At 69.4% G+C, this 12297-nt stretch carries 9 protein-coding genes; 4 read left to right on the forward strand and 5 right to left on the reverse strand.

The features are described from left to right. Positions 1-8: 8 nt before the first annotated feature. The 3 genes from P3T37_RS34775 (at position 9) to P3T37_RS34785 (ending at position 6303) form a co-directional block, all read left to right on the forward strand. Positions 9-3896: a response regulator gene (locus P3T37_RS34775; RefSeq protein ID WP_280727953.1), complete on the forward strand. Its 3888-nt coding sequence runs from the start codon at positions 9-11 to the stop codon at positions 3894-3896. Further along, a complete protein-coding gene (locus tag P3T37_RS34780; RefSeq protein ID WP_280727954.1) occupies positions 3893-4450 on the forward strand; it encodes a response regulator in 558 nt (185 codons plus the stop codon). The genes P3T37_RS34775 and P3T37_RS34780 overlap by 4 nt, the downstream gene beginning before the upstream one ends. 119 nt (positions 4451-4569) lie before the next feature. Continuing rightward, positions 4570-6303 (forward strand): APC family permease, encoded by a 1734-nt coding sequence (locus tag P3T37_RS34785; RefSeq protein ID WP_280727955.1) that lies wholly within the window; start codon positions 4570-4572, stop codon positions 6301-6303. On the opposite strand, the gene P3T37_RS34790 is transcribed toward P3T37_RS34785, so the two are convergent. The 5 genes from P3T37_RS34790 to P3T37_RS34810 form a co-directional block, all read right to left on the reverse strand. Further along, on the reverse strand, positions 6284-8008 hold the full coding sequence (locus P3T37_RS34790) for a hypothetical protein (RefSeq protein WP_280727956.1): 1725 nt from the start codon (positions 8006-8008) through the stop codon (positions 6284-6286). The genes P3T37_RS34785 and P3T37_RS34790 overlap by 20 nt on opposite strands. Continuing rightward, entirely contained in the window at positions 8005-9030 is a 1026-nt protein-coding gene (locus P3T37_RS34795; protein ID WP_280727957.1) for a hypothetical protein, read from the reverse strand. The genes P3T37_RS34790 and P3T37_RS34795 overlap by 4 nt, the downstream gene beginning before the upstream one ends. A 1-nt stretch (position 9031) precedes the next feature. Next, entirely contained in the window at positions 9032-9343 is a 312-nt protein-coding gene (locus P3T37_RS34800) for a hypothetical protein (protein ID WP_280727958.1), read from the reverse strand. Positions 9344-9489: 146 nt separating this feature from the next. Next, complete coding sequence (locus tag P3T37_RS34805; protein WP_280727988.1) at positions 9490-10071, reverse strand: LuxR C-terminal-related transcriptional regulator; 582 nt, start codon at positions 10069-10071, stop codon at positions 9490-9492. Between the two features lie 368 nt (positions 10072-10439). Beyond that, positions 10440-11243, reverse strand: coding sequence for an exodeoxyribonuclease III (locus P3T37_RS34810; RefSeq protein WP_280727959.1), 804 nt, complete (start codon positions 11241-11243; stop codon positions 10440-10442). 238 nt (positions 11244-11481) lie between these two features. Here P3T37_RS34810 and P3T37_RS34815 point away from each other — a divergent pair, with 238 nt between their 5' ends. Then, a complete protein-coding gene (locus P3T37_RS34815) occupies positions 11482-12297 on the forward strand; it encodes a GntR family transcriptional regulator (protein WP_280727960.1) in 816 nt (271 codons plus the stop codon).

The following is a 12297-nucleotide window of genomic DNA, read 5'->3' on the forward strand; positions in this document are numbered from 1 at the left end:
AGCCCCGCATGCGGCACACCACTGGCGCAGAGCGCACGACCCGGTCCTCCACCGGGAACGAGCGCAGCCGCAGGGCGCGTCGCCCGCGGTTCCTGCCCAGGCCGCGCATCTGGCACAAGCTGGCGGCCATCTTCCTGGCCCTCACCCTCCCACTCGGCCTCACCGCCGCCTTCCTGGTCAACGAGCAGAACAGCCGGATCACCCTCTCCCAGAACGAGGTCAACGGGCTCAGCGTGATCCGCCTGCTCAACCCGCTGCTCCTGAACGTCTCCACGCACCGCACCCTGGTGCGGCATCAACTGACCGGCGAGCCGGTCCCGCCGGGCCAGATCGCGGCCGTGGAGAGCACCATCGACCAGGAGTTCGGCGCCCTCGACTCCGTCAACCGCTCGCTCGGGTCGGTCCTGGGGACCTCCGCCCCCGCCCTCGCCCAGAGCGGAATGCCCCAGTTGCTCCCCGCCACGCTGACTCAGGAGTGGAACAGGATCAAGACCGGGCCGCTCGACCTGGCCACCAGCGAGGCCATGAACGAGCAGCTGACCACCGGCCTGATCAACCTGATCTCCTACGTCGGCGACCACAGCGGACTGCTCATCGACCCCGACCTCGACACCAGCTACGTGCTGATCGCCCTGTCCCTGTGGGAACCGCGGATCACCGACCACCTGGCCGACCTCGGGGACACCACCGAGGCCCAACTGGGACAGGCCTCGGCCACATCCGGCGGCGCGCGCGCCGTCGCGAACGCCGGTGACGACCTCGGGCAGGACATGGAGCAGCTCCAGACCACCCTGTCCCGGGCCTTCGCCGACACCCCCCACATCAACAACGACCGGAACCTCCAGCCCACGGTCGGTCCACTGCTCCAGCAGCTCGGTCAGTCGGTCACCAGCCTGGCCGCCGTCAGCAACCAGCTCGCCACCTCCAGCGGCCCGCAGAGCGTCTCGGCGAGCGCCTACACCACCCAGTTGGCCGCGACCCGGCAGGCGGACGGCCGGCTCTCCGACGCCCTGTGGGGCCAGGGGAACGCGATGCTGCACACCCGGGAGCACCGGGACTTCCTGCACAACGTGGCCACGCTCTCGATCATCGGCGCCGCCCTCGCCCTGGTCACCGCCATGACCGTGTTCATCGGCCGCCGCATGGTCAAGGATCTGGGCAACGTCGCCGAGGCCGCCGACTCCCTCACCCGGGGCGACCTCGGGTGGCGTGCCCGCGTGAAGAGCCGGGACGAGATCGCCACCGTGGCCGCGGCGTTCAACGCCATGGCCGCTCGGCTCCAGGACAGCTACACCGCCATCGAGCGCAAGGTCCGCCAGCGCACCAGCCAACTCGACCAGCGCAACGCCTCGGTCGAACTGCTTGAGGGCGTCGCCTCCGCGGCCAACGTGGCCGCCACACCGGAGCAGGCGGCCCAGGTCATCCTCGATCTGGTGTGCGCCTACACCCGATGGCCGGTCGGCCGCGCCGGCCTCGACCATCCCCCGATTCGGCCCCCCGACGACCAGCCGGCCACGCCCGCCACGGTCACCTCGGTCTGGCACCTGGACGCCACGGGCGGTCCGCTCAGGGAACTGCTGGAGGCTGTCCAGGCCTCGGCGCACGGGGGACTCGCCGATCAGGTCCGGACCAGTGGCGAACCCGCCTGGATCAGCGACCTCGACCAGGACCCGGATCTGGCGGCCGAGCGGAGGAACAGCGGGACGCAGCTGCGCAGTTACCTGGTGTTTCCGCTGTTGCAAGGCCAGCAGGTCTCCGGCGTACTCGAGTTCCTCGCCCCCGGGCCCACCGAGCCGGACGAGGCGCTGTGCAAACTCGTCCTCAATGCCGGCACCCAGCTCGGGCGAGTCCTCGAACGTGCCCACTCCGCACAGCAGTTGCAGATCTCCAAGGAGACCGCAGAAGTCGCCAACCAGGCGAAAGGCACCTTCCTCGCCACGATGAGCCACGAGATCCGCACTCCGCTCAACTCCGTGATCGGCATGACCGACCTGCTCCTGGACACGCGCCTGGAGAGCGAGCAGCGCGAGTTCGTCGAGATCATCCACGACAGCGGGGAGAGCCTGTTGATGATCATCAACGACATCCTCGACTTCTCCAAGATCGAAGCCGGCAAGCTCGACCTGGACAACAAGTCCATTGACCTGCGCCGCTGCATCGAGGGTGCATTCGACCTGATCGCCAGCCGAGCCGCCCAGAAGAACCTCGACCTCGCCTACATCGTCGACCCGAGCATCCCGCACGAGGTGATGGGCGACCCGCTGCGCCTGCGCCAGGTCATCGGCAACCTGCTCAGCAACGCGGTCAAGTTCACGCCCGAGGGCGAGGTGGTGCTCTCCGTCGAGCCCGGGCCGGACCTGGCCGACACCGCCGGCGGCGATCACCTGGACCACCTGGACCTGCACTTCGCCGTCCGCGACACCGGCATCGGCATCACCGCCGACCGCATGGAACTGCTCTTCCACGCCTTCGAGCAGCTCGACACGTCCAGCAGCAGGCGCTTCGAGGGCACCGGCCTGGGGCTGGCGATCAGTCAGCGCCTCACCGAACTCATGGGTGGAACGATCTGGGCGGAGAGCACCCCGGGCCAGGGGTCCACCTTCCACTTCACCATCCGTACCCGGCAGACACCCGCCGCGATGCGGATCCGCTCCAAACCGACCCGGCTGCCCGACCTCCAGGACAAGCGCCTGCTGGTGGTCGACGACAACGCCACCAACCGCATGATCCTCACTCTCCAGGGAGAGTCCTGGGGAATGGTCGTCCGCGCCACCGAATTCCCGCACGAGGCCCTCGACTGGATCCGCCGTGGCGATCCCTTCGACATCGGCATCCTGGACTACCAGTTCCCGGAGACGAATGGTGCCGCGCTCTCCCACGAGATCCGCCGCTGGCGGGACCGGGCCGCCCTGCCGCTCATCCTGCTCACCTCGGTCGGCCGCCACAGTGCCGAGACCCTCACCGAGTTCGACAGCTACCACACCAAACCCATCAAGGCGGACCACCTGTACGACGAGATCCGCAGCGCACTCCAGAGCCTGCCGCAGGCCGCCGCCCAGCCGTCCGCGTCCCGGCCGGCGCCGACCCGTGCTCCCCAAGCGCAGCCGCCCGCCCACGACCTGCGCATCCTGCTCGCGGAGGACAACCAGACGAACCGCGTGCTGGTGCTGCACATGCTCAAGCGGCTCGGATACCGCGCGCAGGTGGCCGAGAACGGCGTCCAGGCCCTGGACGCCCTCCGGCAGCAGCCCTACGACGTGGTCCTGATGGACGTCCAGATGCCCCACATGGACGGGCTCGAAGCAGCACGCCGCATCCACCGGGAATGGCCTCGCCAGACCCGGCCGCGCATCATCGCCATGACCGCCAACGCCATGGCCGGCGACCGCGAGGCCTGCCTCGCCGCGGGTATGGACGACTACCTCAGCAAGCCGCTGCGCCTGGGAGAACTCAGCCGCGCCCTGCGCCGCTGCCGGCCGAACGACCACCCGCCATCCGCCGACGCGGCGCCGTCGGAGGGGGAGTCGGCGTGGGAGCCGGAGGGGGAGCAGCCCCTCGACGCCGGCACCGTGCAGCGGCTCGTCGAGTCGCTCACGCCGGCCTTCGCCGCCGAGGTCATCGGGGCGTTCCTCGAGGACTCGCCCGCTCTCCTGGCGACCATCGGTTCGGCGATCCCGGCAGGCGATCCCGACGAGGTCCACCGCGCCGCCCACACGCTGCGATCCAACGCGACCACCTTCGGCGCAACTGTCCTGGCCGCCCTGTGCGCGGACCTCGAGCACCGCGCGGCACAAGGGGCGCTGGCCGAAGCCGCACCCGTGGTCCCACGCATCGAGACCGAGTACCGCAGATGCCGAAAGGCCCTGGAACGACTGAGAGCAGAGCTCACACCATGACCACGGACACAGGCCGCGTACTGGTGGTCGACGACGACCGCACCAACCGCATGATGCTGACCTACCGGCTGGAGATCAACGGAATCCACGCCACGGCCGCCGAGAACGGGCAGCAGGCACTGCGCCTCATGAGGGAGGAGACATTCCACGTCGTGCTCCTCGACATCGTCATGCCTCAGATGGACGGCTACACCACCCTGGAGATCATGAAAGGCGACCCCGCACTCCGCCCGACCCCCGTGATCGTGATCTCCCAGCTGGACGAGATGGACAGCGTCATCCGGTGCCTGGAGCTCGGCGCCGAGGACTACCTGCCCAAACCCCTCAACGCGTTGCTACTCATGGCCCGCGTCAACGGCATCCTGCTGCGCAGTCGGCTCAGCCGGATCGAGGAGGACCACCAACGGCAGGTCGCCCGGCTGATCGAGGCCGTCACCGCCGCGGAGAACGGCACCTTCGATCCTCCGTCGCTCGACGCCGTCGCCGAGCGCGACGACCACCTCGGAGAACTCGCCCGGGCACTGCAGCGGACGCTACCCAGCCTCCCCCGGTAGCGGCATCCCTCGCTACGGCAGCCTTTCCTGACGAACCGTCATTCGCCTCGTGTCGCGTTCTGTACTCTTTCGATGCTGTGCATGGGGGAGCTGTCAACGCGAACGCCGGGGGAGGCAGAGTGAGCGTCCAGGAGGCGCGGCGCGGCAGCGGGCAGGCGGTGCGGATCGAGGACGAGGACGAGCAGCGCCGGTTATCCGTCTACCATCTCGTCGGCTTGGCGGCCGGGGGCGTTTTCGGCTCGGGCTGGCTGATGGGCGCGCAGGAAGCGTACCAACAGGCCGGTTCCAGCGCCTGGTTGGCTTGGCTGGTCGGCGGCGGGCTGATGCTGGTGATGGCCTGGGTGATGGTCGAGCTGAGCACCGCCGCCCCCAAGACCGGCGGGCTGATCTTCCTACCCCTGCAGAGCAGCGGCCCACTGGTGGCGACCGTGATCGCCGCGGGGCTGTGGATCTTCTACGCGATCAACTCGGCCAGCGAGGCCCTGGCGATGACCCAGGGGCTCTCCTGGAAGTTCCCCTGGCTTCTCGCCGACCACGGTCTCACCCTCATGGGCTGGGGATACGCGCTGGCCTTCATGATGGTGATCTCCGCGGTCAACCTGATCGCGCCGCGGCTCCTCTTCCGGTTCTCCACCGGGCTGACGTTGGCGAAGGTCGCCATCCCCATCATGGCCGTCCCGCTGCTGCTCACGAGCGCCTTGCACCACGGCATTGTTCAATCGACTGCCCGCGGACACGGCTACGGTGCGGTCCTGGCAGCCGTGGTCGACAGCGGTGTCATCTACGCGTATGTGGGCTTCCAGGCACCGCTCGAGTTCGCCGGGAACATCAAGCGGCGCGGGATCGGCGAGGCGGCCCGACTGCGCTGGGCGGTCTTCGGGACGATAGCCGCCTCGACCGCGCTGTACATCGCACTTCAGGTGGTCTTCAGCAAGTACCAGATACTCCGGCAACCACACGCGCCCAGCGCGTCCCAGACCACGGGCAGGTCCGACTCGCCCTTCGTCGACTTCGCCTTCGCCGCCAACCTGAACGTGTTGGGGTGGCTGCTCAGGATCGACGCCGTGGCCTCGCCCTTCGGCGCCGGCCTCGTCTTCGGACAGTCGGTGACCCGCGAGGTCGCCGCGCTCAGCCGTGCGCACCTCACGCACCGGGGCCTGCAGAGCGCCCGCAAAGCCTCCCTGCGGCAGCGCTACGACGTCTACTGGCTGATCCTGCTGGTCGACTTCTTCATCGGGGCGATCGTGTTGCGGCTGGCCGGCGGGAACCGGGCCCCACTGACCGCGGTCACCGGGATCCTGACGCTGATCATCTATGCGTTCCCGGCTGTGGTTCTGGTGTCGCTGCGGAGCAACCTGGGGCTCTACTCAGCGCGGCGGCGCACCGTCCACGAGGGGGTGGCACGGGTGAGTTTCACGCTGATCGCACTGATCCTCTACGGTGCGGGCTGGGCGAGCATGTGGCGCGCCATGACATCCCTCGCCGCGGGCAGCATCCTGCTGCTGGTGCTCCCCGTCCTCTCGCGGCGGCTCCCGGTCCTCGGACGGGTCTACGACGCCAAGGAGCACATGACGCTACTGCGCCACTGGCGCACCAGTGCGGCGGCCCAGGCGGCGATCTGGTTGACCGCCTATCTGGGCGCACTGATGCTGCTGACGCTGCTGGGCAACTCCTCGGTCGGGACGCACCGAGAGTTCGCGGTGGGGGTGCTGGTGGTCGCCGTGGCACTCGGGGCATTCGAGGCCCTGGTCAGAACGTCGCGCCAGCACGTGGGGAAGGAGGCCCCCCTGCTGCCGGCACCGACACCCGCCCCCGCGGCCGCCGCCGCCCGGACTAACGAAGCGAGCGGATGACTTCCGCTGCCTCCTCGTCGTAACCGTTCTCCCGCAGCAACTCGACCGCGTCCTCGCGGGCGTGCGTGTCCGCCCAGCGACCCACCGTGGCGCGCAGCAGAAAGAGCCTCCTGCCGTCCGGCAGCGTGCTGTCAGGCTCGCGCAGCCGGGTGACGACGGCCGCCACGTCCTGGTGGCTGATCCGCTGCTCGTTCTCCAGGCAGCGCTCCAGCAGATCCCAGCCGTCGCGCGCCGCATCCCGGGCGTACAGGCGGACCGCGATCTCCGCGATGACCTGGGCCGACCCTTCGGGCCAGGTCAGCGGGTCGGAGGGGTCCGCCAGCTCCTTGAGGGAGAGGAAGACGGCGTCCGACCGCCCGTCGACGCGCAGCCTCGTGACGTAGTCGACGAACAGTCCGGGGTCGGCGCCGTCCCGCAGGACGTGCGCAGTGAGCTTCCGTGCGGTCGTCCGGGCCACCCGGTAGCGGTCGCTCGTGCGCTCGACCCTGCCGAGCAACTCGGCCAACTCGATCCCCGAGCGGCCGTCGACGTGCTCGGCCGCGACGATCCACAGCAGTCGCCGGCACTCCGCTTCGGCGTTGAAGTTCGCCAGAATCTTGTCCAGGTCGTCCACCTTCGATCGCGGTCGGGGCCCGGTCGCCCCGCCGGTCTCGATGGCGACGATGTCGGCGAGGAGGTCCTTGGTGGTCCTGGTGAGGGCCTGCGAGCGGTGCCAGGCGATGACGATCTCGGCCAGCTCGTCGTTGCTGCGCAGTGCCGCGGCGTGCCTGCGGATCTCGTCGCACTTCTCGGGCCGCGTCGTCGCCAACTGGCCGCAGATCTCGACGATGTCGTGCCGGGACAACCGGGCGCCGACGTGCTCGACCAGGGTGTCGGGACTGCCCGTCTCGCTGGCGATCAGCCGCGCGACGATGCGCCTCGTCGTGATCACCTGCTCCGGGTCACCCAGCTGCGCATCGACCCAGTTCTCCAGGATCTGCTCGGCGGGACTGAGCTGGTACAGCGCCCCGACCAGATCGTGGAACTCCGCCGGATCGGTGTCCGCCGCCTGCGTCGAACCGTGCCGGTCGATCGCGGACAGGGTCTGGAAGAGCAGCTTGGTGGCTTCCGCGTCGCAGCCCTGGTCACGCAGCAGGATGTAGAGCAGGACCTTGTCGAGATTGGTCCGTCCGGAGCTCGGCCGGGTGAAGACGCGCAGCGTCTTGTCCACCAGGCCCTCCGCCCGCCCGCACTCCCGGACGAAGACGGCGACATCCGGTGCGGTCCGCTGGCAGGCGACGTCGTGGACGATGCCGTCGGTCAGCGGCGTGCCCCGCCACGTCGCACCGCGGCCCTCGGCATCCCACTGTTTGCACGCCAGCTCCGCCGCGTGCTCGGCGCTCCGGCACAGGGCCGCAGTCGCCAGCATGTTGACGGAGTCCCAGTAGTTGAGGCGGTCCTTCGGTGGGGAGCCCGACCTGGACGCGGGCGTCGATGCCGACGCCGCCGTGAGCAGATCGTCGATGGAGCGGCTGACGGCGAAGGCGTGCAGCAGACGGAGCGCTGTGGCCGGCTGCGCCCCGTCGTCGTTCGCGGTGCCCAACCGGATGGCCTGCATGCGCCGCACGAAGCTCTCGATCGAGCAGGTGGTCACCCACGCGTAGCCGGGGACCGAGGGGCGCTCATGGCCGTTCCCGGAGCCTTCGCTCGTCTGACCATCACTCATGTACGCAGCGCCCGCTCCACCCGGTTCCAGTAGCGGGCGAAGGTCTCGGCCTCCTGGAACCTCACGTTCGCCTTCTCGTCGAGGTAGTGCGCGAGAGACCGACTGGCGTCGTCCGACCTCTTGTTCAGGGAGCCGACAATGTCTCCGAGCATCCGCTCGTCCCCGAGCAACTCGTCGAGGAGGTGGTCCTGGTCCAGCATCAGGTGCCTGATCCACTCCTCGGCGGTCGCCGGGATCTGGCTCTGGTCCCGCAGCCTGCGCTCCATCTGGTTGGTGAAGAGGGGGGTGCCGTCACGGGCGTCGTTCAGCAGCATGCCCGGCGCATGGTGCGCACAGCCCTCCATCTCCCGCTTCACAGCCTCGCGCAGCAGGCCGATGGTGAGCCTGTCCATGTGGTCCTTGGTGCCGCCCTCCAGGACGCGCAGCAGATGTCCGCTGAACGGCGTGCACCGGTCCAGCGGCGCGGGCAGGGTCGAGCAGCCCTCAGCGTCGGCGGCCCTGACGTTCCTGACGGCCGTGAAGACGCAACTGCCCTCGTCCCGCCTGCCCAGCACCCCGGGGAGGACCGTCGCGTCGTCCTCGCCGCTCAGGACCGGCAGCATGTTCGAGTAGCAGCAGTCGGCTATCAGGACTTTCAGTCGTGCCTCGGCCTTGCGCATAGCGCGGTACAGGTACCAGCTGGACAGCCAGGTCCATGGCTTGTCCTTGTACGAGGAACCCACCGAGAAGTGGACCTGCCCGCCTGGAACGTCGCTCCAGTACTGGCCGTGGCCGACGTAGACCACCAGCAGGATGTCCTCCGGCCCTGTCGCGTCCGCAGCCTCCTGCAGCGCCCGCATGACGCCGTCCGCGGTCCGCACCTCCTCACCGACCAGCACCCGGTAGCTCTCCGGGCCCCACATCGCATCGCCGGCCAGGGCCTCTCCGTACATCAGGGCGCTCGGGCGGATCGTGGGATGACCGGGAATGCCCGAGTCCTCGGCGTACTCACCTGGTCCGATCACCAATGCCCTGGACGCCATCTCAGCTGTCCAGCCCCTCCGCACCGGTCGCCTCGGAATCGGGTAGGGACTCCGCCCGGACCGATGCCTCCGGCTTGTCCAGCCGCTCCTCGCGCCAGCGCTCGACGACCTGCTTCGCACGCTCCATCGCTGCCTCGTAGGCCATCTCGGCCGTCTTGCTCGCCACTGCCACCAACAGGATCTCGACGAGGCCACCGCTGAGGACTTTGCCCTCCTCGACCGGCTCCTCATGCCATCGCAGACCCGTCTCCGCAGCCAGCTCGTCAAGTAGCCGCGACGCATCGTCCAGCCCCAGCAGCCCCTTGAGCGACACCGAAATCCTGGTCCCCACGCCCGCCCCCAGCCAGATGACAGCCCGTTTCACTCAGACTACCCGCACCAACAAGCCTCCATCTACTGAACACTGATGAAAGGTCAGCTGCGGCTGAGTTGGTGCGGAAGCGGGCGCAGCGAGTGCCATCATGTGGCCTTGACGTAGTCCTGGACGACCTTCGGCGGCCAGACGCCCACCTTGAGAACCCCCATGGAGTAGGCCCGGGAGACGAGCGCGGCACGGTTGGGGACCCGGAGCTTACGCAAGAGACAGGTCACGTGGTACTCGACGCCCTGGCGGCTCAGGTACAGCCTCGTGGCCAGCGGAACGGTGGAGACACCGGCCGCTATGCCTTCGAGGATGCGCGCGTCGATCTCGCTGAGGATCTTCTTGCCGCTGGTGGCGACCCCCGCGTCCGCCGAGCCGTATCCGGTGGGCATCATCACCAGGATCGAGGAGATGTCGGGTGTCCCGCCGCGTACCGCAACAGCGGTGAGCGGGACGGTGAACGCCGGGCCCTCGGCCCCCATGGCGATGACCTCGGTGGCGAACCGGTCGCGCCGCCCCTCGATGAGGCCGGAGAACTGACGCAGCAGCGGCTGCTGCACGCTGGGGTGCACGAGATCGCAGAAAGTGCGGCCCCAGAGACCCCCGAAGGAGTCCCCGAACTGCCGGAAGAACTCCTGGTTCGCCTCCTGGATGGTAAGCGTCCGGTCGAGGCAGGCCATGTTCAGACCCGGCTGATCGGGCAGTGGACAGGCCTCTGCCGACCCGGCACGGTCGGGCTCGGCATCGTGCGCCACGGTCTGTACTAACTCGACCGGAACGGGAGCGGAAATCGCCAAGGAACTCATTCCCCTTCAGATCTGTCGACGGCAGTCCCGTCGTTTGTGGCGAGCGGGGACACGGTGATCCCCAGGGTGGCGCGGCAGGCCGCCGGGAAGCACGGATACCGGCCCGGCCGCCTGATCTGCGTCCGATTGAGTGCGGGATCAGCATCCGCCCGAGTCACGGCGGTGCACCGGCGTACAACCACCCGCGCCAGTACCTGTATCCGGACATCTGCCGGTGGCAGTAGGCCTCCGGCTGAGAAGCGTCAGATGTCGTATGCCACGGTCACCGGCGCGTGGTCGGACCAGCGCTCCGGGTGGGTGGCTGCCCTTTCCACCTTGGCCCACTGGGCCTTCTCGGCGAGTCCAGCGGTTGTGCAATGTAGGTCGATGCGCCAGCCGGCGTCGTTGTCGAAGGCGCGGCCGCGGTAGGACCACCAGGAGTAGGGGCCCTCCTGGTCGGGGTGGAGGCGGCGGACGGTGTCGACGTAGCCGGCGCCGGCGGGGTCGAGGACCTGGGTGAGCCAGGCGCGTTCCTCGGGGAGGAAGCCGGCGGACTTCTGGTTGGACTTCCAGTTCTTGAGGTCGGCCTGCTGGTGGGCGATGTTCCAGTCGCCGCAGACCAGGACCTCGCGGCCGTCGGCGGCGGCGCGGGTGCGCAGGGCGGTGAGGTGGAGGAGGAATTCCGCCATGAAGCGCTCCTTCTCCTCCTGGCGTTCGGTGCCGACTTCGCCGGAGGGGAGATAGAGGCTGGCGACGGTGAGGCCAGGGAGGTCGATTTCGACGTACCTGCCCGAATTGTCGAATTCCTCCGAGCCGAATCCGATCTGCGTGCGGGCGGGTTCGGCGCGCGAGAGGATCGCGACCCCGGCGCGGCCCTTGGCGGCGGCCGGCGCCCAGATCGCGTGCCAGCCCGGCAGGTGGCTCAACTCGGGTGGGAGCTGGTCGGCTTCTGCTCGGACCTCCTGCAGGCAGAGCACGTCGGCCTTGGTGGTGGACAGCCACTGGGCGAAGCCCTTCTTGGCGGCTGCCCGAATCCCGTTGACGTTCACAGTGGTTACGACGATCACCGGGGCAGCGTACCGGGGTCGCGGGGGAGCGCGGGAGTGCCGCGCTGGCGTCATTGGTCTTGACCATCTCCTCGGGAACCCCCTAGGGTCACTTACTGCAAGGACCTTTAATAAAGAAGGACGGATAAAGCCCGAGCTCCCACCTGGCAGGACCCGCGGGTGGGACGGGGACACGGTCCTTCGGCGATGCCGGCGGCCCGCCCCAGGCGGTCGAGGCCCGGCGAGGGTGGAGGACAGGGTGGCGACAGCACAGCTCGCGGCGGTTCCGGAGCCGAAGTACTGGCACCTGCGCACGGTCCTGCTGCGCGCCATCGACAACGAGTTCTCCACCGGCCAGGTGCTGCCCAACGAGCGTGACCTCTCCGCCCGTTTCGGGGTGGCCCGGGCCACCCTGCGCCAGGCGCTGGACCAGCTGGAGCTGGAGGGCCGCCTGGTCCGCCGTCGCGGTATCGGCACGCTGGTGGCCGCGCCGCGGGTCGGCGTCCCGGTCAGCCGCCGCGAGGAGGGCTGGCCCGGCAGCAGTGGCCGCGACCAGGCCTGGCGTGCCGTGGACTGCACCAGCGCAGGTGCCTCCGAGCAGCTGGCTCGAGCGCTCGGTATCCCGGCGGGCGAGATCGTGCACACCGTGCGGCGGGTCCGCGTGGTGCAGGGGCAGATCGTGGCCACCGAGTCGCTGCACGTGCCGGAGTCGACGCTGAAGCTGCTGCCCGCGATCCGCCTGTCCGCCGGTGCGGCGCAGGCCGGCGCGGCACAGGGCGAGGGCGGCGACGACCAGGCCCGGTCGGTGCTGCGCCGCCTGGAGCGCCTGGGCGTGGACGGCGAGTCCCGCTCGGTGGAGCTCGGCGTCGCCGAGGCCGAGGAGGCCGCGCTGCTGGAGCGTCCGCCGGGCACCCCGGTGCTGGTCGTGACGACGCAGTACGCGGCCGGCGGCCGGCTGGCGGCGCTGGGGACGTCGACCTACCGCGCCGACACCTGCAAGCTGACCTTCGGCGAGACCGGCCTGGTGGAGGTCACCCCGGTGCCCGCCGTCCCCGCCGCCCGTACGGCTTCCTGA

This window comes from Kitasatospora sp. MAA4, assembly GCF_029893355.1.
Taxonomy (GTDB): domain Bacteria; phylum Actinomycetota; class Actinomycetes; order Streptomycetales; family Streptomycetaceae; genus Kitasatospora.